This is a genomic window from Pseudonocardia oceani (assembly GCF_019263585.2).
Taxonomy (GTDB): domain Bacteria; phylum Actinomycetota; class Actinomycetes; order Mycobacteriales; family Pseudonocardiaceae; genus Pseudonocardia; species Pseudonocardia oceani.
Map to the genome: position 1 here is coordinate 6190567 of NZ_JADQDF010000001.1, position 23083 is coordinate 6213649.

General features: G+C 76.2%; 21 protein-coding genes. 10 read left to right on the forward strand and 11 right to left on the reverse strand.

Annotated elements, in window-relative coordinates; all coding sequences use genetic code 11:
* Nucleotide 1: 1 nt before the first annotated feature.
* From I4I82_RS31035 to I4I82_RS31060, 6 genes are all read left to right on the forward strand, one after another.
* Nucleotides 2-787 carry a glycerophosphodiester phosphodiesterase family protein gene (locus I4I82_RS31035; RefSeq protein WP_218593295.1) on the forward strand — a complete coding sequence of 262 codons (786 nt, stop codon included), beginning with the start codon at nt 2-4 and terminating at the stop codon, nt 785-787.
* Nucleotides 788-804: 17 nt separating this feature from the next.
* Nucleotides 805-2100 (forward strand): MFS transporter, encoded by a 1296-nt coding sequence (locus I4I82_RS31040; RefSeq protein WP_226370349.1) that lies wholly within the window; start codon nt 805-807, stop codon nt 2098-2100.
* Complete coding sequence (locus I4I82_RS31045; protein ID WP_218593294.1) at nt 2097-2255, forward strand: hypothetical protein; 159 nt, start codon at nt 2097-2099, stop codon at nt 2253-2255. Before I4I82_RS31040 ends, I4I82_RS31045 begins: the two co-directional genes overlap by 4 nt.
* A 79-nt stretch (nt 2256-2334) precedes the next feature.
* Nucleotides 2335-2682 (forward strand): MFS transporter, encoded by a 348-nt coding sequence (locus I4I82_RS35125; protein WP_218596313.1) that lies wholly within the window; start codon nt 2335-2337, stop codon nt 2680-2682.
* 336 nt (nt 2683-3018) lie between these two features.
* Complete coding sequence (locus I4I82_RS31055) at nt 3019-3363, forward strand: RNA polymerase-binding protein RbpA (RefSeq protein WP_141276432.1); 345 nt, start codon at nt 3019-3021, stop codon at nt 3361-3363.
* A gap of 117 nt (nt 3364-3480) precedes the next feature.
* On the forward strand, nt 3481-4764 hold the full coding sequence (locus tag I4I82_RS31060) for a cytochrome P450 (protein WP_218593292.1): 1284 nt from the start codon (nt 3481-3483) through the stop codon (nt 4762-4764).
* Between the two features lie 90 nt (nt 4765-4854).
* Here I4I82_RS31060 and I4I82_RS31065 read toward each other — a convergent pair whose 3' ends face one another.
* The 7 genes from I4I82_RS31065 to I4I82_RS31095 all read right to left on the reverse strand — a co-directional run bounded on the left by I4I82_RS31065 (nt 4855) and on the right by I4I82_RS31095 (nt 12161).
* The gene (locus I4I82_RS31065) at nt 4855-5352 is read right to left on the reverse strand and encodes a phosphoribosyltransferase (protein ID WP_218593291.1); all 498 of its coding nucleotides are present in this window, start codon (nt 5350-5352) and stop codon (nt 4855-4857) included.
* Nucleotides 5349-6095 carry a polyprenol monophosphomannose synthase gene (locus tag I4I82_RS31070; protein ID WP_218593290.1) on the reverse strand — a complete coding sequence of 249 codons (747 nt, stop codon included), beginning with the start codon at nt 6093-6095 and terminating at the stop codon, nt 5349-5351. Before I4I82_RS31070 ends, I4I82_RS31065 begins: the two co-directional genes overlap by 4 nt.
* Nucleotides 6088-7683 carry an apolipoprotein N-acyltransferase gene (gene lnt, locus I4I82_RS31075; protein WP_218596314.1) on the reverse strand — a complete coding sequence of 532 codons (1596 nt, stop codon included), beginning with the start codon at nt 7681-7683 and terminating at the stop codon, nt 6088-6090. Before lnt ends, I4I82_RS31070 begins: the two co-directional genes overlap by 8 nt.
* Nucleotides 7684-7730: 47 nt before the next feature.
* Entirely contained in the window at nt 7731-9365 is a 1635-nt protein-coding gene (locus tag I4I82_RS31080; protein ID WP_218593326.1) for a phospholipid carrier-dependent glycosyltransferase, read from the reverse strand.
* A gap of 110 nt (nt 9366-9475) precedes the next feature.
* Nucleotides 9476-10309, reverse strand: coding sequence for a PIG-L deacetylase family protein (locus I4I82_RS31085; RefSeq protein WP_218593327.1), 834 nt, complete (start codon nt 10307-10309; stop codon nt 9476-9478).
* A 116-nt stretch (nt 10310-10425) separates the two neighbouring features.
* Nucleotides 10426-11976 (reverse strand): amidohydrolase, encoded by a 1551-nt coding sequence (locus tag I4I82_RS31090; protein ID WP_218596315.1) that lies wholly within the window; start codon nt 11974-11976, stop codon nt 10426-10428.
* Nucleotides 11973-12161 (reverse strand): PspC domain-containing protein, encoded by a 189-nt coding sequence (locus tag I4I82_RS31095; RefSeq protein ID WP_226370350.1) that lies wholly within the window; start codon nt 12159-12161, stop codon nt 11973-11975. Before I4I82_RS31095 ends, I4I82_RS31090 begins: the two co-directional genes overlap by 4 nt.
* 239 nt (nt 12162-12400) lie before the next feature.
* Here I4I82_RS31095 and I4I82_RS31100 point away from each other — a divergent pair, with 239 nt between their 5' ends.
* Nucleotides 12401-13447: a GDSL-type esterase/lipase family protein gene (locus I4I82_RS31100; RefSeq protein ID WP_226370351.1), complete on the forward strand. Its 1047-nt coding sequence runs from the start codon at nt 12401-12403 to the stop codon at nt 13445-13447.
* 32 nt (nt 13448-13479) lie between these two features.
* On the opposite strand, the gene I4I82_RS31105 is transcribed toward I4I82_RS31100, so the two are convergent.
* The gene (locus tag I4I82_RS31105) at nt 13480-14595 is read right to left on the reverse strand and encodes a M24 family metallopeptidase (RefSeq protein ID WP_218593329.1); all 1116 of its coding nucleotides are present in this window, start codon (nt 14593-14595) and stop codon (nt 13480-13482) included.
* Nucleotides 14596-14625: 30 nt separating this feature from the next.
* Here I4I82_RS31105 and I4I82_RS31110 point away from each other — a divergent pair, with 30 nt between their 5' ends.
* Nucleotides 14626-15612: a 5'-3' exonuclease gene (locus tag I4I82_RS31110; RefSeq protein WP_225920731.1), complete on the forward strand. Its 987-nt coding sequence runs from the start codon at nt 14626-14628 to the stop codon at nt 15610-15612.
* 46 nt (nt 15613-15658) lie between these two features.
* On the forward strand, nt 15659-18127 hold the full coding sequence (locus I4I82_RS31115) for an Hsp70 family protein (protein ID WP_218596316.1): 2469 nt from the start codon (nt 15659-15661) through the stop codon (nt 18125-18127).
* Nucleotides 18128-18149: 22 nt separating this feature from the next.
* On the opposite strand, the gene I4I82_RS31120 is transcribed toward I4I82_RS31115, so the two are convergent.
* The 3 genes from I4I82_RS31120 to I4I82_RS31130 are packed head-to-tail and all read right to left on the reverse strand — an operon-like array spanning nt 18150 to nt 22358.
* Nucleotides 18150-20027, reverse strand: coding sequence for a dynamin family protein (locus I4I82_RS31120; RefSeq protein WP_218593418.1), 1878 nt, complete (start codon nt 20025-20027; stop codon nt 18150-18152).
* A 28-nt stretch (nt 20028-20055) separates the two neighbouring features.
* Nucleotides 20056-21969: a dynamin family protein gene (locus I4I82_RS31125; protein WP_218593419.1), complete on the reverse strand. Its 1914-nt coding sequence runs from the start codon at nt 21967-21969 to the stop codon at nt 20056-20058.
* Nucleotides 21966-22358: a hypothetical protein gene (locus I4I82_RS31130; protein ID WP_218593420.1), complete on the reverse strand. Its 393-nt coding sequence runs from the start codon at nt 22356-22358 to the stop codon at nt 21966-21968. The genes I4I82_RS31125 and I4I82_RS31130 overlap by 4 nt, the downstream gene beginning before the upstream one ends.
* 98 nt (nt 22359-22456) lie before the next feature.
* On the opposite strand from I4I82_RS31130, the gene I4I82_RS31135 reads away from it, so the two are divergent.
* Nucleotides 22457-23017: an RNA polymerase sigma factor gene (locus I4I82_RS31135; RefSeq protein ID WP_218593421.1), complete on the forward strand. Its 561-nt coding sequence runs from the start codon at nt 22457-22459 to the stop codon at nt 23015-23017.
* The last annotated feature ends 66 nt before the right edge of the window (nt 23018-23083 follow it).

Below are 23083 nucleotides of genomic sequence, written 5' to 3' on the forward strand. Positions count from 1 at the left end.
CATGGGTCACCCCTACCTCGACGGTCCCTACCCCCGCGCCTACGCCCACCGCGGCTGGCACACCGGAGGCGGCGCCGAGAACACGATGGCGGGCTTCGTGCGGGCGGTCGAGGAGGGCTTCGGCTACGTCGAGTTCGACGTGCACGCCACCGCCGACGGGGTGGCGGTCGTGCACCACGACCCCGTGCTGGGCCGCACGACCGACGGCGCCGGGCGCATCGCGGCGCTGCGGGCCGCAGAGCTGGCCGAGGTGCGGGTGGGCGGCACCGAGCCGGTGCCGCTGCTCGCCGACGTGCTGGCCGCCCTGCCCGGTACCCGCTGCACGATCGAGATGAAGTCCGCGGCCGCCGTCGACGTCACCCTGCCGGTGCTCGAGCGCCTCGACGCCTGGCACCGCGTCTGCCTGGGCGCCTACGACGAGCGGTGGCTGCAGCGGGCGCGCCGGGCGGCGGGGCCGAAGCTGTGCACCTCGATGGGGATGACCTCCGCGCTGGGCCTGCGCTCGCGCGCCTGGCTCGACGCGCTGCCCGCGCCGCTGTCGCTGCTGCCCGCGCCGCCGTTCGCGGGGCAGCTCGCGCAGCTGCCGCGGCGCTTCGGCCCGCTGACCGTCGTCGACGCCCGGCTGGTGGCCACCGCGCACGCGGCCGGGCGCGAGGTGCACGTCTGGACCGTCGACGACCCGGCGGAGATGGCGGAGCTGCTCGACATGGGCGTGGACGGGCTGCTGTCGGACCGGCCCGACCTGCTCCGCGACGTGCTGCGCGAGCGCGGGGCGTGGCCGTCCTGAACGGCTAGTCTCCGCCGGTGAGTACCGACGTGCCCGTGGGAACCCCGCCCGTCACCCGCGGCCAGGTCCTGGCCTGGGGCCTGTGGGACTGGGGCTCGGCGGCGTACAACGCGGTGATCCTGACCTTCGTCTTCTCGGTCTACCTCACCGACTCGGTCGGGGCCGAACTGCCGGGCGCGGTGAGCGCCAACAGCTGGCTCGGCTACTCGATCGGCGCGTCCGGGCTGCTCATCGCGCTGATGGCGCCGGTGATCGCGCGCCGGGCCGACGCGGCGGGGAGGCGCAAGCGGGCCGTCGCGGTGTGGACGGCCCTGACGATCGCGACGATGGCCGGACTGTTCCTCGTCGAGGACGACTACACGTTCCTCGCGCTGGGCCTGGTCCTGCTGGGCCTCGGGTCGATCTTCTTCGAGCTCGCGTCGGTGTCCTACAACGCGGTCCTGTCGCAGGTGTCGACGCCCGCGACCGTCGGCCGCGTGTCCGGGTTCGGCTGGGCGATGGGCTACCTCGGTGGGATCGTGCTGCTGCTCGTGGTCTACGTCGGGTTCATCGCCGGCGGCGGCGGCGTGCTCGGCGTGAGCACGGAGAACGGGTTCAACATCCGGCTCGTCGCGCTGGTGGCCGCGGCGTGGTTCCTGGTGTTCGCGATCCCGATGCTGCTGGTCGTGCCCGAGGTGCCCCCGACGCGGGCGGCGGAGGCGCGGCTGGGGATCCTCGCGTCCTACCGGGCGCTGTTCGCCGATCTGCGCGCGCTGTACCGCGAGAGCCCGCACACGCTGTACTTCCTGGGCGCGAGCGCACTGTTCCGCGACGGGCTGGCCGCGGTGTTCACCTTCGGCGCGGTGCTCGCGGTGACGGTCTACGGCATCGCCGAGGACGACGTGCTGATCTTCGGGGTGGCGGCGAACGTCGTGGCCGCGGCGGGGGCGCTCGCGGCGGGCTGGGTGGACGACCGGGTGGGGCCGAAGGCCGTGATCGTCGGGTCGCTGGTGGGGATGCTCGGCGTCGGCGTCGTGCTGCTGCTGGTGTCGGGGCCGGCGATGTTCTGGGTGTTCGGGCTCGCGCTGTGCCTGTTCGTCGGGCCGGCGCAGTCGTCGTCGCGGACGTTCCTCTCGCGGCTGGCCCCGCCCGGGCGCGAGGGCGAGCTGTTCGGCCTCTACGCCACGACCGGGCGCGCGGCGTCGTTCCTGGCGCCCACGCTCGTCGGCCTGTTCACCTACGTGTTCGCCTCCGACCGCGCCGGGATCCTGGGCATCCTGCTGGTGCTCGCCGTCGGCCTGGTGGCGCTGCTGCCGGTGCGTCGGCCGGCGTGAGCGCCCCGGTCAGCGTCGAGCAGGAGCACGAGCGCCGCGGCTGGGTCTTCTACGACTGGGCCAACCGGGTCTTCCAGACCTCGGTCATCACGGTGTTCCCGTCGCTGTACCTGACCGTCGCCGAGGCCGACGCGCGCGCCCACGGGCAGGCCTGAACCGGCGACAGCGCGCTCGTCGACTGCGACGTGTCCCTGCTCGGGCTCGACGTCGCCGCGGGCTCGGTGTTCGGTGTTCGTGGGGTCGGCGGCCACGACGGCGCTCGCGCTGGTGGCCGGCACCGACTGGCAGCTCGGGTTCGTGCTGTTCCTCGTGGCGATCACGGCGTACGGGGTGTCGATCGTCGTCTACTACTCCTACCTGCCGAGCTGGTCGGTCCCGACGGCCGCGACGCGCTCTCGGCCCGCGGCTGGGCGTTCGGCTGCGCCGCCACCAGCCCCCGCAGGGCACCGAGCGCGGCGCCGCCGTGCTGACGGCCGGCTTCCGCCAGCTCGCCGCGACGCTGCGCCAGGCCCGCTCGGTCCCGCTGACGCTCGCGTTCCTGGGCAGCTACCTGCTCGTTCCGTCCGGCGATCCTCTCGCTGATCGCGTTCTTCGTGGTGGGGGGCCTGCTGCTGGCCGCCGTGCCCGTCGGGCGGGCGATCCGCGCGGCCGGTAACGAGGAGTCGGCGATCCTGTGAACACCAGTCGTCCAGCTAGTGACATAAGTCACAGTTGGCTGACACGTCACAGTCGCGTGTGAGAACCGGCCGGATGGGCCACACTGTCGGATCGGGACGGCGTACGGCCGGTGTCGGTCATGTGACATCGACACCACGCCGTGGGACGTCCCGAGCGGGAACAAGCGCCTGTGAGGCAGACGTTACACCCGGTGGTGAACGCCGAGGGAGGCTCCCTCGGTTCAGAAGTGGAGGAAGACGCATGGCCGACCGCGTGCTCCGTGGCAGCCGGCTCGGGGCTGTCAGCTACGAGACCGATCGCAACCACGACCTCGCGCCGCGGCAGTCGATGCGCTACGCGTGCCCGCGCGGGCACGACTTCGAGGTGCCCTTCTCGCACGACGCCGAGGCGCCGCACACGTGGGAGTGCCGTCTGCACGGCAGCATCTCCAAGCTGGTGGACGGCTCGGAGCCGGAGCAGAAGAAGACCAAGCCGCCGCGTACGCACTGGGACATGCTGCTCGAGCGCCGCTCCGTCGCCGACCTCGAGGTGCTGCTCAACGAGCGCCTCGAGCTGCTGGCCGAGCGTCGCCGCGAGATCGCCTGACCGACGCATCTTCAGGAGCCGGTCCACCCCGCGGGTGGGCCGGCTCCTGTGCGTCCGGGGCTGTTCCCCTGTGGGCCCTTGTGCGCCCGCGTCCGGGCCCGCCACGATGCGGCGACCATGACGACCGCCGACACCTCCCCCGGCCACCTCGCGTTCTGGGCCCGGCCCGACGACGAGCGCGCCGCCGTGTTCGCCGCCCTGCGCCGCCACGACGGCCTGCCGTGGATCCCCTTCCGCGATCCCACCCCGTTCTCCGGCGGGGTCGGCGGCTTCCACGCCGTCGTCCGCCACGCCGACGTGGTGACCGCGAGCCGCAACGCGGGGATGTTCGCCAACTCGCCCAACGCCGCCTCGCTCTACGACATCCCGCCGTGGCTCACCCGCTACCTGGACTCGATGATCCAGAAGGACGGGCCGGAGCACGCGCGGATGCGCAAGGTCGTCGTGCGGGCATTCTCGCCGCGCATGCTCGCCCGGCTCGAGGCCGACATCCGCGCCCGCGCCTTCCGGATCGTCGACGACGTGCTGGCGCAGCGCTCCGGGGAGTTCGTCACCGGCGTGGCGCAGCGGCTGCCCGTGGCCGTCATCTGCTCGATGCTCGGGCTCGACGACTCCCACCACGACCTCGTCGCCCGCCACGGCAACACCCTCGTCGGCTCCACCGACCCCGAGTACACCGGCGTCCGCCGCTCCTACCTGCTGCACCACGGAGCGCCCGGCGTGCGGCACGTCGTGTCGCTGAGCGCGCGCCTGGCGTTCGCCGGGGAGGCGCTGCACCGGCTCGTGCGCCGCACCGGCCGCGACCGCCTGCGCGAGCCGCGCGACGACCTCGTCTCCACGCTCGTGCACGCCGACGTCGACGGGGAGCGGCTCACCCCGCACGAGGTCGCCACCCTGTTCATCCTGCTCGTGCTGGCCGGCAGTGAGACCACCCGCGCGACGATCACGCACGCGCTGCGGCTGCTCACCGCGCACCCCGAGCAGCGCGAGCACCTGCTGGCCGACGTGGAGGGGCGGATCGGGGCGGCCGTCGAGGAGGTGGTGCGGCACGCGAGCCCGGTGCTGCAGTTCCGCCGCACCGCCACCGCCGACGGCGAGCTGGGCGGCACGCGGGTCCGCGCCGGCGACAAGCTGCTGCTGTTCTACACCTCGGCCAATCGCGACGAGGCCGTCTTCGACGACCCCGACCGCTTCGACATCACCCGCTCCCCCGCCCCGCACCTGGGCTTCGGCGCCCCCGGCCCGCACTACTGCTTGGGCGCGAACCTGGCCCGCACGGAGTCGAGGGTCCTGCTGACCGAGCTCCTCACCCGCGCCCCGACGATCCGGGCGGTGGGGGAACCCGACCGCCTGCTGTCGAACTTCGTGAACGGGATCAAGAGGCAGCGCTACACCCTCTGACTGCTCCCCCTCCGCACCTCGGAGCCACAACGCGGTTCCGGGGCCCCTTCCGACAGCGTTCCGGCTCCGAGGTGCGCAGGGTCGTGGGGTTCAGGCGTCGAGGACCTGGCCGTCCCGGCTGATCACCGGGAGTTGCGTCGACCAGGGGAAGTTGATCCAGCGGTCGGTGCGGCGCCACACGTACTCGCACTGCACCGTGGAGTGCGGCTTCTCGTAGACCACCGCGCAGCGGACGTCGGCGACGTGGCCGGTGCAGAAGTCGCGCACCAGCTTGAGGGTGGCACCGGTGTCGGCGACGTCGTCGGCGACCAGGACGTGCGCCCCGGACAGGTCGACGACGTTGGGCACCGGCGGCAGCATGATCGGCACGGGCAGCCGCTCGTCGACGCCGGTGTAGAACTCGACGTTCGCGACGTGCAGGTTCTTCACGTCCAGCGCGTAGCCCAGCGCCCCGGCGACGAACAGCCCGCCGCGGGCGATGGACAGGATGATGTCGGGGCGGTAGCCGTCGGCGGCCACCTGCTCGGCCAGCTCGCGCGAGGCGGAGCCGAACAGCTCCCAGGTGAGCGTCTCGCGGTCCTCGCTCACGCGGCGACCGTCGCGGGGCTGCGGCGCAGCAGGCGCTGGGCCCCCCAGCGCGTGACCAGCCACAGGGCTTCGGTGACGATCGAGCGGCTCATCTTCGACGCCCCCCGCTCGCGCTCGACGAACGTGATCGGCACCTCGCGCACCCGGAACCCGGCGAGCACCGCGCGGTAGGCGACGTCGACCTGGAAGCAGTAGCCCTGCGAGGCGACCTCGCCGAGGTCGAGCTCCTCGAGCACCTGGCGCCGGAACGCGCGGTAGCCGCCGGTGATGTCCTGGATCGGGACGCCGAGCGCGAGGCGGGAGTAGAGGTTGCCGCCGCGGGAGAGCCACTCGCGGTGCGCGGGCCAGTTGCGCACCGCCCCGCCGGGCACGTAGCGCGAGCCCAGGACGAGGTCGGCGTCGCGCAGCGCGTCGAGCAGGGCGGGGAGGTCCTCCGGGGCGTGCGAGCCGTCGGCGTCCATCTCCACCACGACCTGGTGCGGCCCGCCCAGCGCGTGCGCGAACCCGGCGAGGTAGGCGGCGCCGAGGCCGTCCTTCGCGGAGCGGTGCAGCACGGAGATGCGGGGGTCGGCCGCGGCGAGGGCGTCGGCGAGCTCACCGGTGCCGTCGGGGCTGTTGTCGTCGACGACGAGCACGTCGGCGTCGGGGACGGCCGCGTGCAGGCGCGCGATGATCGGCCCGATGTTCTCGCGCTCGTCGTAGGTCGGGATCACCACCAGTACGGGTCCCGGGACCTCAGACATCCGACTTCCTTCCCGCCCGGCGGCGGGCCAGGAGCGCCACCGCGACGGCGCCCAGGCCCAGGGCGACCACGACCCACTCCGGGCCCGACCTCAGCTGGCTGGCCAGCGTAGTGGTGGTGCGCAGGGTGGTCCGATCCACCAGGGTGTCGGGGGTGAACTGCTGGGTCCGCGCGGTCACGGTGCCGTCCGGGGTGACCGTGGCGCTGACCCCCGAGGTGGTGACGACGACGGCCGACCGGTCGAACTCCACCGCGCGGATCCGTGACATCGCCAGCTGCTGGTAGGTCATGTCGGTGAATCCGAAGGTGGCGTTGTTGCTGGGCACGGCGAGCATCTCCGCGCCGGCGGCGACGCTGTCGGCGAGCAGGTCGTCGAACGCGATCTCCCAGCAGATCGCGATGCCCACGCGCACCCCGTTGACCTCGAGCGCGCCCTCCCCCGGCCCGGGCAGGAAGTTGCTCGCCCGGTCGACGTAGGGCGAGAACAACCGGAAGAAGCTGCGCCAGGGCATGTACTCGCCGAAGGGCTGGATGCGGCGCTTGTCGCTGCGCTCGACCACCCCGACGCCGGGCTCCCACACGACGGCGGCGTTGCTGGCCGTCGGCCCGTCGGCGTTGGCCATCTCCGGCGGGTTGCGCAGGATCGTGCCCAGCAGGATCGGCACGCCGATCGCCCGCGCCGCGCGGTCGATCTGGGCGGCCGCGTCGGGGTTCTGCAGGGGGTCGATGTCGGAGGAGTTCTCCGGCCAGACGACGACGTCGGGCTGGGGCTGCCGCCCGGCGGCGACCTCGGCGGCCAGCTCCTCGGTGACGCGCACGTGGTTGTCGAGGACGGCGCGGCGCTGGGAGTTGAAGTCCAGGCCCAGGCGCGGGACGTTGCCCTGCACCGCGGCGACGGTGACGACGCGGTCGGGCCCGCCGCCGAACGCGGGCACCAGCGACGCGAGCGGGCCGGTGAGCAGCGCGGCGACGACCAGGACGGCGGGACCGCGGACGGAGGGGAGCCCCTCGCGCACGACGAGCCGGCGCACCAGCTCCCCGAGCGCCAGCCCGGCCAGCACCGTGACGAACGACAGCAGCGGCACCCCGCCGATCGCGGCGACCGGCAGGAACGGGCCGTCGGGCTGGCCGAACCCGACCCGCCCCCACGGCATGCCGCCCCACGGGACGCGCGAGCGCACCGACTCGCCGATCCCCCACACCGCCGCGGCCCACAGCGGCCAGGCGGGCAGCCGGGACACCACGGCCATCCCGGCGCAGGCGACGGCCACGAACAGCGACTCGAACACCGACAGCGCGATCCACGGCAGCCACTGCACGAGCGAGCTGACCCACACCAGCAGCGGCGTCAGGAACGCCATCGAGAACACGAACCCGTAGAGCGCCCCGCCGCCGGCCGACCGGCCCCGCAGCACGGCCCCGAGCAGGCCGAACGCCGGCAGCGCGAGCCACCACAGCGTGCTCGGCGGGAAGCTCAGGTACAGCAGGTAGCCGCCCCCGGCGGCGGCGAGCAGCCGGACGGGGACGAGGGCGCGCGGGCGCGCGTGGGCCCCGGCGGGCGGGGCGGGATCGGTGGTGGGTGCGGCCACGCAGGGAGCCTACGTCCGCGCGGTGTGGTGGCCGTGACCGCTGCGGGTCACCGGCGCTCCAGCACCAGGACCTCGGCGCTCGACGCGACCGGCCGCAGCGACTCCGCCGGACGGCCGGCGAGCAGGATCCCCAGGAACGGCGACTCCTGCTGCACGAGCGCACCCCCGCCGTCCTGCGGGTGGCGGTAGAGGAGCAGGTAGCGGGCGCCGGAGCGGTCCATGGTGGCGTCGACGGTCTCCTCGTCCCAGCGGGTGTCGGAGAAGTCGGACTCGACGATCCCGACCACCGGCTGCTGCAGCGCGTAGCCGGTGGCCTGGCCGTCGGTGGCGAGGATCGGCTCGCCCGGGGCCAGGTGGGCGCCGAGCCACTGCGCGGCTGTCCCGCCGCCGGCCAGCGGCGCGGCGAGGCGCTCGGCGACGCCGACGTGCGGGGGCGGGTCGGCCTTCGCGAACGCGCCGAGCACGCCGACGCCCAGTGCCGCCACCGCGACGACCGCGGCCCCGGCCCGCACCGCCGCGCCCGACGCGACCGGCCGGGCGTCGCGCACCCGGGAGGCCGCCAGGGCCACCAGCAGCAGCGCCGCCGGCAGCACGGGCAGGAACATCCGCGGCCCGTAGGAGATCACCGAGACCAGCCCGGCCTCGAACATCAGCGCCGAGTAGACGACGACGGCGGCGGCGAGCAGCACGAGCGCCCCGTCGCGCAGGTCCGGGCGGCGCCGCACCAGCAGCACGAGCGCGGCCAGGACGGCCACGCCGAGCAGCGCCCGGAGAACCCGCGCGGGGCCCGATGCGTCGCCGATGACGAGGTGCACGCCCGTCCACGCCGTCTCGGCGAGCAGGCCGACGACGGAGTGGTCGACATCGACGTCGTTGCCGCCGCGCCAGGTGCCGACGACGAGCTGGTTGCGGACGAGCAGGGGCGCGAAGAGCGGCAGCGCGGCGCCGACGGGCAGCGCGAGGGCCAGCGCGGAGCGCCGGTCGCGGCGCGCGAGCAGCAGCAGCGTGAGTCCCACCGCCGCCCCGACGACGACGAACAACCCGGCGTAGCGGACGTGCACCGAGATCCCCATCGCGACGCCCGCGAGCACCGACGCGGTCCGCGCGCCGGTGCGCTCGGCGACGACCATCCCGAGCACCGCAGACGTCACCAGCAGCGTGAACAGCGACTCGCTGAGCACCGAGCCCGCGTAGACCAGCGTGAACGGGTTGAGCGCGAACCCGGCGACGGCGACGCGCGCGGCCCACCGCGGCACGCCCAGGCGCCGGCACGCGAGCCCCAGGACGAGCACGGTGAGCGCCGCGGCGAGCACGGAGACCGCGACGGCCGCCGCCACCGGTGGCAGGCCGAGCAGGCGCACCGCGGCGATCGCGGCCGGGTAGCCCGGCGGGTGCGTCGTGATCGGCGAGGGGACGACGCCGTGCGCGGTCTCGACGTCGAAGAACGGGATGTCGGTGGTGACCCCCGCGCCGGTGAGCAGGTTGTCGGCGACGCCGAGGTACTGGTAGCTGTCGTTGCCGATCCCGAGGTGCGGCAGGGCGAGCGTGACGGCCGAGGTGAGCGCGGCGGACCCCAGCGACCAGAGCCCGACCTCCCGCCGACCGATCTCGCGACGCGTCGACCGTCGATCACCCGCCGTGGTCGCCGGTGGCGTCCGCTCGGTCCGGATCGTCACGGACACGGGGCGCCTCCTCGGGTGATCCGGGAGGTGCGGAAGCAGCCCCCGGCCCTGCGGCGCGCGGCGACCCTGCTGCCCGCTCGCCCCCTAGGTCGCCGACCCGGCCCCGCCCGTTACCGGCCGCCGCGCGTCACGCGGTGTGACGCCGGCGACAGCAGGTGCGCGTTGCCCAGGAGGTCGAGGACTCCCGGTGCGCCGGTGCGGGTGTACCACTCGTAGCCGTAGGCGGCGGCGAACGCGGCGCGCGGGACGTCGTCCGGGCCGAGCTGGCTGGCGTGCGCGGTGATGGCGGCGTGCTTGACGTCGAGGTGGGCCTCGGTGCCGGTCACGGCGAGGGCGATCTCGACGGTCGCGCGGCCGAACGGGGTGCGCCCACCCGTCTCCTGCACCGCGCGTGCGGCGCCGTGCACGAGGTGCCCGTCGCGGGCGGCGGTGTGCAGGTGCTCGCGGTCGACCGTCGTGCGGTACGCGGTGGCCCCGGTCAGCTCCGCGGCCAGCGCGCCGATGCGGAAGGCCGCGTTGTGGTCGGGATGGCCGTAGATGCCGTGCTCGTCGTCGTGGACGATCGTGGCCGCGCCCTCGTCGTCGGCGAGTTCGGCGACGTGGCGGGCGAGCGCGAGCGGGTCGGCCGCGGCCAGCGCCCGGGGATGGGCGCCGCCGGGGCCGCCGGGCAGGCCCGAGTCGCGGCCGCCCAGCAGCACCAGCCGGGAGACGCCGAGCAGGTCGGCGGCGTGCTCGAGCTCGGCGATGCGCCGCTCGGGCACGGTCTCGCCGGGGCGCAGCGGCACGCGGGAGCCGCCCAGCTCCCCCGCCGTGGCCAGCACGAGGACCGTGCGGGCGCCGGCGTCGGCGAGGCGGCGCAGGGTGAGGCCGGAGAAGATCGACTCGTCGTCGGGGTGCGCGTGCAGGACGAGGACGGTCCGGCCACGGAGGTCGGGCTCGTTCATGGGTGATCGCAGACGTGCGGGCCGCGGGATGCGGGCAGGCGGACGGGACCGGGGGCGTCAGCTACAGCGACAGCACCCCGGACAGCACCCGCGCAGCGCGGGCCCGGTCCGGTCGATCACGCGCGGAATGGTGCCACAGCCGGTGCGCGGCCGGTGAGCAGGGTGTCGTGCAGCACGCGGCCGCGCTGCACGGTGCGCAGGCACGCATCCGTCCGGCCGTCGGTGTCGGTGCCGGTGCCCAGGACGGAGCCGTCCCACACCGCGTAGCCGGCGGGGGCGCCCGGCAGGATCCGCCCGGCCAGCGGGTCGGTGTCGCCGGCGGCGCGGTGCCCGCCGACGGTGTGCGCGGCCACGGCCTGCGCCTGCGTGAGGCCGGAGCCCGGCGTGCGGTGGGCGACGGCGGCGCGCACGGCCTCCCAGGGCCCGACCGGGGTGACCGGGCTGTCGGAGCCCAGCGCCAGGGCCACTCCGGCGGCGTGCAGGGCGGCGAACGGGTTCATCGCAGCGGCGCGGGAACCCAGGCGCTGGGCGTACATGCCGTGCGGGCCGCCCCAGCAGGCGTCGAACAGCGGCTGCACGCTGGCGACGACCCCGTGCGCGGCGAGCACCGCGATCTGCCCGGCGTCGACCATCTCCAGGTGCTCGACGCGGTGGCGCACGGGCCCCGCCGCGCTCGTCCGGGCGCGGCGCAGGCCGTCGACCAGGATCTGCGCGGCCGCGTCGCCGATGACGTGGAACCCCGCCTGGACGCCCGCCGCGGTGCAGGCGGCGACGTGCGCGGCGACCTGCCCGGCGTCGAGGTAGCGGTTGCCGGTGCAGCCGGGGGCGTCGGTGTAGGGCGCGGCCAGGGCGGCGGTGCGCGAGCCGATCGACCCGTCGACGAACAGGTCGCCGGCGAGCCCGTGGGCGCCGGTGGCGGCGAGCAGGTCGCGGGCCTGGTCCGCCGTGGTGACGGCCTCGCCCCAGTAGCCGACGACGTCCGGGCCCTGCCCCGCCGCGGCGCGGGCGAGCAGCGCGGCGAGGTCGGCGCGCGAGGAGATGTCGGGGCCCGCGCACTCGTGCACGACGCCGACTCCGCGGGCGGCCGCGGCCTCGAGGAACGCGCGCTGGGCGGCGTCGCGGACGGACGGGTCGACGGCGGCCAGCGCGGCGCGGCGGGCGTGGTGGTGGGCGTCGGCGCTGAGCGGGCCGTCGGGGGCGCCGGAGGGGGCGAGGTCGCTGCTGACCAGCGCGGAGTGCACGTCGATCCGGCTGAGGTAGACCGGTGCGCCCTGCGCGGCGCGGTCGAGCTCGGCGCGGGTGGGCGGCGGGGCGCCCCAGGTCTGCTCCTGCCAGCCGTGGCCCCAGACCAGCGCGCCGGGGCGGGCGGTGCTGCGGGCGCGGACGGCGTCGAGCAGGGCGCGCGGGGACGGGCAGCCGGCGAGGTCGAGGCCGTCGACGAGCAGGCCGGTGGAGGTGGCGTGCACGTGGGCGTCGACGAAGGCGGGGGTGATCAGGGCGCCGTCGAGGCGGAGGACCTGGTCGTCGGTCCCGCCGCCGGTCGTGCCCCGGGCCTCGTGGGCCGGGCGCACCTGTGTGATCGTCCCGTCGACGATCTCGACGGCGGCGGGGCCGGGCGGGGCGCCCGGGTCGAGGACCCGGGCGCCGAGCAGCAGCGTGCGCGTCACACGCCGCGCTTGGGCATGATCACCCAGAGGACCAGGTACGCGACGAACTGCGGTCCGGGGAGGATGCAGGACAGCAGGAAGGCGAGCCGGACCAGGAACGGGCTGAGCCCGAACCGCTCCGCCAGGCCGGCGCACACGCCGGCGATGACCTTCCCGTTCCGCGGGCGGGTCAGGGTCGATGCCACGAAGGGCTCCTCTCGTGCGACGCGTCTCGTCGCTGTGGTCGACGTTCCGCCGGTTGCGGCCCGTCGACATCAGGTGAACGCCCGGAGACCACCCCGGGGTTCCCGGATGTCAACCCCGGTGCCCGGATCCGGTGGACAACCGTCGCTGATCGTGAGCGGCGCTGCTCCGCACGGGGGTTGTCCACAGGCATCGGCGAACGCCCTGGTCAGGGCCGGGAGCGCACCCTAGCGTCCGAGCCGTGATCCGTTCCCGCCGCCTGTTGCTCCCCCCGCTGCTCGCCGTGCTCGCCCTCACACTGCTCGGGGCGCCGCCGGCGGTCGCGGCGGAGCGCCCCACCGCGGTCGTCGCCCTGGGCGACAGTGCCGCGTCCGGGGAGGGCGCGGGCGACTACGAGGCCGGTACCCGCGGCGAGGGCGGCGACTGGTGCCACCGCTCCGCGCACGCCTACGTCCACCGCACGGCGCTGGCCGAGGAGTCGGTCAACCTGGCGTGCTCGGGGGCGGAGGCCGCCGACGTCGGGTTCGGCGACGGCACCCACCACACCGAGGGCTCGCAGGCGGCGCGGCTGCCCGAGGTGGCGCGCACCCACCGGGTCACGTCGGTGCTGCTGCAGGTCGGCGCGAACGACGAGCCCGAGCTCATCGGCACCGGCATCGCCTGCATCCGCGCGTTCCTCGACCCCACGGTCCCGCCGTGCCGCGAGAGCCTCGGTACGGGCGTCGCAGGGCGGATGGCGGCGGTGGCGCCGCGCGTCGAGGCGGTGGTGGCCGACGTCCGGTCCGCGATGCGGGGGGCCGGCTACGCCGACGACGGCTACGCGCTGGTGCTCGCCTCCTACGCCTCCCCCGTCACCGAGCACATGGTGCCGCTGCAGGGCGCCCGCGGCTGCCCGTACAGCCGCGCCGACGCGGGCTGGGGCCGCACGGTCGTCTTCCCTGCCCTGTCCGACGCGCTGCGCGGGGTCGCCGAGCGCACCGGGGCGCGGTTCGTCGACATGACCCGGGCCACCGAGGGCTTCGAGGCGTGCAGCCGCGTCCCGATCAGCGAGGAGTGGCAGCGGCGCATCACCGTCGACCCGGAGGCGTTCGTCCACGGCGGTCTCGACGCGGCGGGCTACCACCTGGCGCAGGAGTCCTTCCACCCCACCGCGGCCGCGCACGCCGAGATGGGGCGGTGCATCGGCGAGTTCGTGCGCTCCGGCGCCCCTTCGGCGGCCTGTGTCGCCGGGGCCGACGGGCGGGTGCGGGCGGAGACCGGTGCGGCCGCCGTCCCCTCCCCCGCCTGAGTCCTCGGGCCCGGTGCGCGCGGTGCGTCGGGTCAGAGGACGACGAGGTCCCGCGGGCGGGTGTTGAGGCGCTCGCAGCCGTCCTCGGTGACCACCACGATGTCCTCGATGCGGGCGCCCCACTCCCCGTCGAGGTACACCCCGGGCTCCACGCTGAACGCCATGCCCGGCTGCAGCGTCAGGGAGTTGCCGCCGACGATGTAGGGCTCCTCGTGCACGTCGAGCCCGATGCCGTGGCCCGTCCGGTGCACGAACCGCTCGCCCAGGCCCGCGGCGGTGATCGGCTCGCGGGCCGCGGCGTCGACCGACTCGGCGGTGACGCCCGGGCGCACCGCCGCCACCGACGCCTCCTGCGCGGCCTGCAGCACCGCGTAGGCCTCGCGGACCGACGCGGGCGGCTCGGCGCCGACGGCGTAGGTGCGGGTGCTGTCGGAGTAGTAGCCGCTGGGCAGCGGGCCGCCGATGTCGATGACGACGACGTCGCCGCGTTCGACGGTGCGGCCCGAGACGTCGTGGTGGGGGCTCGCGCCGTGCGGGCCGGACCCGACGATGACGAACGCCGCTCCGGTGTGCCCCTCCTCCACGATCGCCGCGGTGATCAGCTCGCCGATCTCGGCCTCGGTGCGCCCGACCTGCAGGAACTCGCCCATGCGGGCGTGCACGCGGTCGATCGCGGCACCGGCGGCGCGCAGCTCGGCGACCTCGGTGGCGTCCTTGCGCATCCGCAGCTCGCGGATCACCGGCCCGGCCAGGACCTGCCCGACCTCGGGGAACACGTCGCGCAACCCGAACACGTGCCGCGCGGGCATGCCGTCGGCCACGGCCATCCGGGTGGGCCCGCCGGCGAGGTCGCTGACCAGCAGGTACGGGTCCTCGGAGTCGGTCCAGGTGACGACCTCCACGCCGAGCTCGTCGAGCCCCAGCCCGGCGAGGCCGGGCGCCTCCAGCCGCGGCACGACCAGGGCGGGCGGGGCGAGGTGGCCCTCGGCGGGCAGCACGAGGCAGGTCAGGCGCTCGTGGGACTCGCCCGTCATCCCCAGCAGGTACCGCAGATCGGTGCCCGGGGTGATGAGCAGGACGTCGGCGCCGTGATCGGCGGCGACGAGCCCGGCCCGACGGATGCGATCGGCGAACGCGGCCGTTGTCATGCCGGGGAGGGTATCCGGCAAGCTGCACGCATGAGCGAGCCCCTGGGAGCGAGTCACCGGAGCAGGCGCGTGCCGTCGCTGATGCTGCTCGACGCCGCCAGCCTGTACTTCCGGGCCTACTACGGCGTGCCGGAGTCGGTGACGGCCCCGGACGGCACGCCGGTCAACGCCGTCCGCGGCTTCACCGACATGGTGTCGCGGCTGGTCACCGAGCACCGGCCCACGCGGCTCGTCGCCTGCCTCGACCTGGACTGGCGCCCGGCGTTCCGCGTCGACGCCCTGCCCACCTACAAGGCCCACCGCGTGCCGGGCGAGCCGGACACCGCGCCCGCGGGCGTGCCGGAGGAGGTGCCCGACACCCTCGCCCCGCAGGTGCCGCTGATCCTGGAGGTGCTGGAGGCGGCGGGGATCGCCACCGGCGGCGCCGAGGGTTACGAGGCCGACGACGTCATCGGCACGCTCGCCGCGACCGAGAAGACCGACCACGTGCTGGCCGTGAGCGGCGACCGCGACCTCATGCAGATCGTCGGCGACGGCGACCCGGCGGTCCGGCTGCTCTACGTCGGGCGCGGGCTGGCGAAGGCCGAGCTGCTCGGCCCGGCCGAGGTGGCCGCGAAGTACGGGGTGCCGGTCGGGCGCGCCGGCGAGGCCTACGCGGAGATGGCGATGCTGCGCGGCGATCCCTCCGACGGGCTGCCCGGCGTCCCCGGCGTCGGAGCGAAGACCGCGGCCACGCTCGTGGGCCGCTTCGACTCCTGGGCCGAGCTGCGGGCCGCGATCGAGGACCGCACCGACTCCCGGATCAGCGCCACTGTCCGCACCAAGCTCGTGGCGGCGGCGCCGTACCTGTCGGTGGTGGAGCCCGTGGTGCGGGTGGCGGTCGACGCCGACGTGCACCTCGACCGTCCCGACGCCCTGCCCACCGAGCCCGTCGACCCCGAGCGGCTCGACGCCCTGGCCGAGCGCTGGGGCCTCGACAGCTCGGTCGAGCGGCTGCGCGCGGCGCTGGCCCGCTGACGGGGGTAGGAAAGCCGGGGAACGAGCGGGTGAGGGGGCGAGGCGCGTGACGGCGGCACCGGCGTGGGCACTGGGCGTCGACCTCGGCACCAGCTACGCGGCGGGTGCCGTGGCGGTCGACGGTTCCGTGGAGCTGCTCGAGGTGGGGGGCGAGGCGCGGGTGCCGACCACCGTCCTGCTCACCGAGGACGCCCGGCTCGTCGCCGGCAGCTACGCCCAGCGCGCCGTCGGGCGGTTGCCCGACCGGGCCGAGCGCAACCCCCGCCGCTACGTCGGGCGCGCGCCGATGCTGCTGGGCGGGCGCCCGGTGAGCGCGGTCGACGCCCTCGCCGCGCTGCTGGCGCTGTTCGTGCAGGAGGGCCGCCGCCGTTTCGACGACGCCGACCCGTCGCGCCTCGTCCTCACCCACCCGCCCGCGTGGACGCCCGACCGGCTCGCCGAGCTGCGGGAGGTCGCCGCGCGGGTGCTGCCGCGCGTCGATGTCGAGCTGGTGCCCGAGCCCGTCGCGGCGGCCGTGGCGCAGGGCGTCACCGGGACCGTGGCCGTCTACGACATGGGCGGGGTCACCTTCGACGCCACCGTGCTGGTGCCCGAGCCCGGCGGGTTCCGGGTGTCGGGGCGCCCGGGCGGCGACCCCGACCTCGGCGGCGAGGTGTTCGACCAGCTCGTCTTCCGCCACTTCGGCTCGCAGCTCGCGCACGCCGCGCCGCAGTGGTGGGAGCAGCTGACCACCGACCCGGCCCGGCTCGCGGCCGAGGCCGACCTGCTCACCGAGGCACGGCTGGCGAAGGAGGCGCTGTCGACGTTCGAGACGGCGAGCCAGTACGTCGCCGGGGCCGACGCCGACGTCCACATCTCCCGCGCCGAGCTCGACGACCTCATCGGCGACGACGTGCGGCGCAGCGCGCGGGTGCTCTCCGAGACCGTCGCGGGGACGGCGGTCGACGCGGTCCTGCTCGTCGGCGGTGCCAGCCGCACGCCGCTGGTGCAGCAGGTGCTGCGCGGGGCCTACGGCGAGCGGGTGCGCGTCCCGGACGACCCCAAGGGCGCGGTGGCGCTGGGAGCGGCTCGGGTGGCCGGCGGCGTCGTCCCCGCCGCCGCGGCGGCGGCAGGACCTGGCGGGCGCGCTTCGGGCGGGCGCGGTGGCCCCGGTCCCGTCGCGGACCGGGCGGCGCCGGCCCCCGACCTGCCCCGGCGGGGCGCCCCGGCACCCGTCGCCGCCACCGGCCCCACCCGGCGCCCCGCCGTCGCCACCGACGTGCCCGGCGCCCCCCCGCCCGGCCCTGCCGCGCCCTTCTCCGCCCCGCCCGTCGATCTGGTCCCGCTGGCCGACGCGGTGCTCGACGCCCGCGTGGTGGCCGGGCGGCTCTACGTCTGGTCCGCCCCCGACGGTCCGGCCGGGCGGCACCGCATCTCGGTGGTCGACCCGGTCACGGGCCGGGCCGAGCGCAAGATCCGGTTCGGGCGGCTCGTCGGCTGGGCCGTCGCCGAGGGCGGGATCGTGGTGGCCGAGCGCCGCGACGGCGCCCTGCACTGTCACACGCTCGGCGCCGACCTGTCCGTCGGCACGTCCGCGAAGCTCCCGACCCCCTACCGGCCGTTCCTGGTGGCCGCGGGCGGCGTCGCGTGGGCGGTGCTGCGCTCGCCGGACACGCGGATGACCGGGCCGCTGGAGGAGTCCGGGTCGCTGGCGGTCCAGGTGCTGCCGCTGCGGGCGGGTACGCCCGGGCCGGTGGTGCCGCTGGGTCCCGCGCTCTTCGACTACGTCGACGGCACCCGCCGCCTGCTCGACCCCGCCGGGTCCGGGAGCGCGGTCCCCTCGCTGCTGGGCGACGGCCGCTCGGTGGCGCTGGTGCTCGGTCGCGGCGGCCGCCAGAGGATGCTGCTGGTCGGCCCGGCCGGTGAGGTCGTGCCGGTGGGCGAGGAGACCGCGGTGCGGCAGGTGCTCGCCGCGGGCGGGCGGCGCCTGCTCGCCACCGCGGCCGGGCTGGAGCACCGTTCCGATCCCCGCGGCGCCGATCCCCGCGGCGCCGATCCGCGTGGCGCCGATCCGCGTGGCGCGTCACCCCGCGGCACCGACCGCCGCCCGGTCCTCCCGCGGCCGCCCACCGGTGACGCCCGCTGGGTCCTCGCCGGGCGCCAGCCGTTCGCGGTGTCGGTCGACCGCCTCTCCCCCGGCCGCGGCCTCGCCGTGCACGCCCTCGTCGAGGGCGGGTTGCGCGAGCTGGGGCGCTACCCGTCGCTGCTGGGCTCCCCCGCGGGCGCCCGCCCGGACGAGGCACCGCGCGTGCGCGCCGACGGCGAGTCGCTGCTCCTGGGCACCGGCGACGGCGCGGGCGGCTCGCGGCTCGTCGCCGCCGACGGCGCCGGCACCCGGGTGCTCGTGGCCGCGCGCGGCTGGCTGGAGCCGGTGGGGCGGGCGGCGGGCGCGCTGGTGGCCCGGCACGTCCCCGGTGCCGCGCCCGGCGACTCCTGCTCTGACCTCGGCCTGCTCGTCCGCGTCCCGGGCCGCTGACTCGGCGCGGGCCGAGGGCGGGTCAGGCCGGCGCCGCCTTCAGCTCCGCCGCCAGCGCGGCCGAGAGCTCCTTGCCGCGCCGCTCCGCCTCCACGAGGGTGTCGAGGCGCTCCTGGGCGGCCGCGGCGGCCTTGCGACGCACTGCGGCGTCCTGCGCGGCGAGCCCGGCCAGCTCGCGGCGGCGGGCGTCGAGCTCCTGCTGGCGCGTGGCGAACGCGGCGTCGACGGCGTGCTCGGCCTCCCCCCGCCACGCCGCCACGGCCTGCTCGATCGCCACCGACGTCTCCCCGGTCGCGACGCTGAACGCGTCGCCGAGGGCCTTCGTCAGGGCGAGACGGTTGCGGGTGGCCTCGGCGACGCGGCGGCGGTGCGCGAGCAGCGTGCCGGCGAGCAGGCCGCCCAGCGCGATCGGCGCGAGGATCGGCAGCCCGAACGCGAGCCCGACGAACGCGTGCGAGGACAGGAACCCGACGCTGCTGGCCATCATCAGCGCCGGGATGCCCTCACCGATGACGTCGAACTTCCCGCCCGGCCCCTCCGCCTGCAGCGACCCCGGCGCGCGCACCGGCGCCTCCATGACGACGCGGTCGAGCTCCCCGGGGTCGACGCCCATCTCGGCGAGGTAGCGGGGCAGCGCCTCGGCGACGGTGCGCTCGGTGTCGGCGGCGATCTCCTGCCAGGCCGCGCCCAGGGTGCGCTCGATGCTCTCGGGCAGCGTCGCGGCGTAGGCGGTGACGGCCGCGGGCGTGGTGAGGCCGCCGATCTCGCGCTCGTAGCCGCGCCGGTAGGCGTCCAGGCGCGCCCGGGCCCGGTTGGCGACCCGGCGGCCGATCAGCTGGTGGTCGATGGCGCGGCGGCGCCGCTCGCGGCGCAGCGCGGCGAGCTGGGCCAACTCCTCCTCGACGGCGGCGCGGCGGATCTCGACGCCGTCGTCCCCGTCGACGGCGGCGCGGTCCTGCTCGGGCTCGGACAGCGCCCGGATCCCCGCGACGGCCAGCCCGAGCACCCCGCCCGCGCGCACCAGCTCGCGCCGCTCGGTGCAGCGCCGCACGTGCCGGCGCAGCCCGGGCAGGCCGCTGCGCTCCAGGCGCGCCCGGGCCCGCTCGGTGTGCCCGGCCGCCTCCAGCGACAGCGCGGCCTCGCCGAGCTTGGCGCTGACCGGCAGCCACGGCGCCTCCAGCAGCCGGGCGGCCACCTCGGGGGCGAGCCCCGGCCCGTCCGGGCCGCAGAACCGGGTGAGCCGCTCGCGGTTCTCGCGCAGCAGCTCGCGCCACGACGTCGAGTCCTCGACCTTGGTCAGCACGAACGCCACCGACAGGATCCGGTCGGCGGCCTCGGCGAGGAACTCCAGCTCGTGGCGCAGGATCGGCTGGTCCTGCGCGCTCACCGCGAACAGCAGGGCGTCGGCGCGGGCCAGCGCGCCCATCGTGGCGTGGCGGTGGCCCAGGGTGAGGCTGTCGACGCCGGGGGTGTCGACCAGGCACAGCCCGTCGAGCAACGGCTCGTCGATCGTCACCTCCAGGCCGGTGACCTCCCGCAGCACCGCCGGGTCACCGAGCACCGAGGCGTAGGCGGGCAGCTCGGAGGGGTCGACGTCGACGCGGGTGCCGTCGCTGCGCAGCACCGTCACCGTCAGCCCGGGCCCGCGCGTGACGGCCACCTGGGTGTGGGTGGCGATGTCGGCGTCGACGGGCAGCAGGTCGGGGTGCCCGACCAGGCAGTTGAGCAGCCGGCTCTTGCCGCGCTTCTGCGCCCCGGCCAGCACGACGGTGGTGGTGGCGTCCTTCCAGCGCCCGGCCTGCTCGGCCAGCGGCAGGCGCAGGTCCTCCCGGCCGGCGGCCTTCGCCAGCCCGTGCACCTCGTTGGCGAGCCGGAGCACCCCGGCCACGGTCCCGCTCATGTCGCAGCCTCTTCCACGTCCCGGCCCCTCATTCGACGGCCCCCTCGCGCTCCGGCACCCGGTCGAGCGCGACGGCCTCCAGCGCCGCGCAGACCGCCTGCACGGCGCGCCGCTCCGCCACCGGCAGGGGTCGGTGCAGCAGCACCCGGAACCGCGCGGCGAGCACCGCCGCGGAGCCGGGCTCCGCGGCGTCGCCGGGTCCGGACGACTCGCGCAGCCGCACCACGGCCGCCCGCTCGGGGTCGCCGAGCAGCGGCGACGCGGCGAGGGCGTCGAGCCGGTCGGGGTCGATCCCGGTCCAGCCGGGCCTGCGGTGCAGGCGCGTCGGGTCGGGCACGGTGACGGGAGCCACGGGGACCGGGGCGGGCACGGGCACCCCGCCCGCGGTCGCCAGCGCGGCCGCGGCGATGTCCTCCAGCGCGCCGAGGACGTCGCGGGCGCGCTGCCCGCCGACCGTCGGCCCGGCCAGCGCGACGACCCGCCGCCACCGCCGCGACGCCTCCCCCGCCGCCGCGACGACGTCGGCGGCCGTGCAGGTCAGGGGCAGCCCGAGGCCGGCGGCGGGGTCGTCGAAGCGGGCCAGGCGCATCAGCTCGGCCGTCATCTGCTCGTCCAGGCGCAGCTGGCCGCGCCCGAGCGCGGCGCACGCGGCGAGGATCCGCAGGCCGCGCAGCCCGGCGACCACCGGCCGGTTCTCGTCGACGGCCTCGCGCAGCTCCGCGACCAGCCCGGCGTCGGCGGGGTCGACCTCGCGCCGGGTGAGACCGCGCAGGCGCACGACCGCGGCGAAGGCCTTGAGGCGCCCGGCGTGGCGGGCGAAGCGGTCGAGCACGTCGGCCAGGGTGCGCGGCAGCTCGGGGCCGCTGCTGTCGGCCTCCCAGACGACGGTGCCGCTCTCGGGCGAGACGTCGGCACCGTAGCCGGAGCAGCCGGCGAGCCAGCGGTGCAGCTCGGCGGGCCCGGTCGCGGGCCGCTTGCGCAGCCGGGCGACGGCCTCGCGGATGCCGTAGCGGTGCAGGCGGGCGACGAGGACCGCGCGCGTGGGGAGGTCGACGGGCCCGAAGGCCTCGCCACCGTCGGCACCGGTGAACTCGTCGAGGTCGAGCAGCAGGTCGTCGAGCTCGTCGGGGGGCAGGGCCGCGAGCTCGCGCAGTGCCCCGACCTCGGCCGGGCCCAGCAGGTTGCCGCGGGCGGTCTCGGCGAGCAGGCCGATCACCGGGGCGACGTCGAGCACGCGCCCGCCGAGGTCGGCCGAGGCCTTCGCGACGAGCCGGCGCGCGGTGGGCCACGGGTCCTCGTCGCCGTCGCCGCGGCGGTCGATCTGGGTGAGCACGGCGGCGGTGTTGACGGCGGTCATCCCGCACGCCGCCGACAGCGCCCGGAACTCCTCGAGGGTGTCGGCGTCGAAGCGCTGCACGTACCGCAGGACGTAGAGCAGGGCCTGCGCGTGCTCGGCGGCGGCGTCACCGAACAGCAGCCGCCGGGTGGCCTCCTCGTTCTCCGCGGAGACGGTGTTGACGCCGGGCGTGTCGATGATCGTGACGGTGCGCAGGGCCGGATCGTCGAGCTGCACGCGCAGCCGTAGCACCGCCGACGGGCCGACGCCGAGGTCGGCGGGCAGCCGCCCGTCCTGCAGCGCGAGCCGGCGCACCGAGCCGTCGACGCACTCGACGAGCACGACGCCGTCGCGCTCCCCGTGCTCGTACCAGGTGACCAGCCGGGTGCACTCCCCCGCGTCGGCCGGCGCCACCGACCGGCGCAGCATCGCGTTGATCAGGGTCGACTTCCCCGCGCTGACCGCTCCGGCCACCGCCAGCTGCAGCGGCCGGTCGAGCTGGCGGCCGACGGCCTCCAGCTCGGTGCGCAGGCGCGGGTCGCGGGCCCGCACGGCGCCGCCGCGGCAGAGCTCGCGCAGGGCGGCGAGCGGGTCGGTCCCGCTCACCAGCCCGTTCCGGGGTCGCCGTCGTGGTGCGGGTCGGTGCCCGGGCCGGTGCCGTCCGTGCCGTCGTGCGCGTCGTCGCCGCCGTCGTGCCCGCCGTCGTGACCGGTGTGGTCGTCGGCCACGACGAGGTCGTCGGGCAGGCCGTCGGTGTCGGTGTGGCCGTAGCCGTCGGCGGGATCGGTGTCGTCGAACAGGGCGAGGTCGCCCGGGTCGTCGGCGCCCTCGTCGGTGCCGCCGGCGAACAGGTCGTCGGGGGGCAGCAGCTCGGACCCGTCGCCCCCCTCCGCGGCGAAGGTGCGCGCGAACATCGCGTCGGACCCGTCGGGCGGGGTGACGCCGTCGAACAGCAGTTCGCGCAGGGCGTCGCGGGACGCCATGTCGTCGGTCATCGCCTTCTCCGTTCGTCGTGGTCCACTATGGCTAACGATCCGCGGCCGTGCCGCGAACTGTGTTCTGACGACCCGATCCGGCTGCCCTCAGGAGGACGATGTCCACGGGACCGTTCCCCGAGCCGGACGACGCCGGCGACGAGGCCGCGCTGGTCCGGGCCGCGCAGGCCGGCGACCAGCAGGCGTTCAAGGCCCTCTGGAAGGCCTCCGAGCGCCAGGCGCACGCCCTGTGCCTGCGCCTGACCGGCAACCGCACCGACGCCGCCGACGCCCTGCAGGAGTGCCAGATCGCGGTCTGGCGCAACCTGCACCGCTTCGAGCACCGCTGCCCGTTCGGGGCGTGGGTGTTCACGATCGCCCGCAACGCCGCGCTGAGCGTCATCCGCTCGCGCGGTCGCCGGCCCGAGACCACCCTCGACGACTTCGAGGACCGGCCCCGCGACTCGCAGGCCGCGCCGTTCGCCGACGTGCTGGTGGAGACGATGGCCGTGCAGGACGCGCTGGAGACGCTGCCCGCGAAGCACCGCGAGGCGCTGCTCCTGTGGGTCGGTGGGCTGTCCTACGCGCAGGTCGCGGAGCTGATGGACGCCCCGCTCAACAGTGTGAAGGTGTGGATCCACCGGGCCCGGACCGCGCTGCGCGAGCAGCTGGGGCGCTGACTGCGGCATCTCGGCTCCTCTCCGGTGGACGTGCTCTCACCGGGAGGGACGCCGCGCGGGGGCCCC

Coding starts and splice junctions, on each gene's coding strand:
- I4I82_RS31035 (WP_218593295.1), top strand. CDS start 2: ATGGGTCACCCCTACCTCGACGGTCCCTACCCCCGCGCCTACGCCCAC.
- I4I82_RS31055 (WP_141276432.1), top strand. CDS start 3,019: ATGGCCGACCGCGTGCTCCGTGGCAGCCGGCTCGGGGCTGTCAGCTAC.
- I4I82_RS31060 (WP_218593292.1), top strand. CDS start 3,481: ATGACGACCGCCGACACCTCCCCCGGCCACCTCGCGTTCTGGGCCCGG.
- I4I82_RS31070 (WP_218593290.1), bottom strand. CDS start 6,095: ATGTCTGAGGTCCCGGGACCCGTACTGGTGGTGATCCCGACCTACGAC.
- I4I82_RS31085 (WP_218593327.1), bottom strand. CDS start 10,309: ATGAACGAGCCCGACCTCCGTGGCCGGACCGTCCTCGTCCTGCACGCG.
- I4I82_RS31105 (WP_218593329.1), bottom strand. CDS start 14,595: ATGACAACGGCCGCGTTCGCCGATCGCATCCGTCGGGCCGGGCTCGTC.
- I4I82_RS31110 (WP_225920731.1), top strand. CDS start 14,626: ATGAGCGAGCCCCTGGGAGCGAGTCACCGGAGCAGGCGCGTGCCGTCG.
- I4I82_RS31120 (WP_218593418.1), bottom strand. CDS start 20,027: ATGAGCGGGACCGTGGCCGGGGTGCTCCGGCTCGCCAACGAGGTGCAC.
- I4I82_RS31130 (WP_218593420.1), bottom strand. CDS start 22,358: ATGACCGACGACATGGCGTCCCGCGACGCCCTGCGCGAACTGCTGTTC.
- I4I82_RS31135 (WP_218593421.1), top strand. CDS start 22,457: ATGTCCACGGGACCGTTCCCCGAGCCGGACGACGCCGGCGACGAGGCC.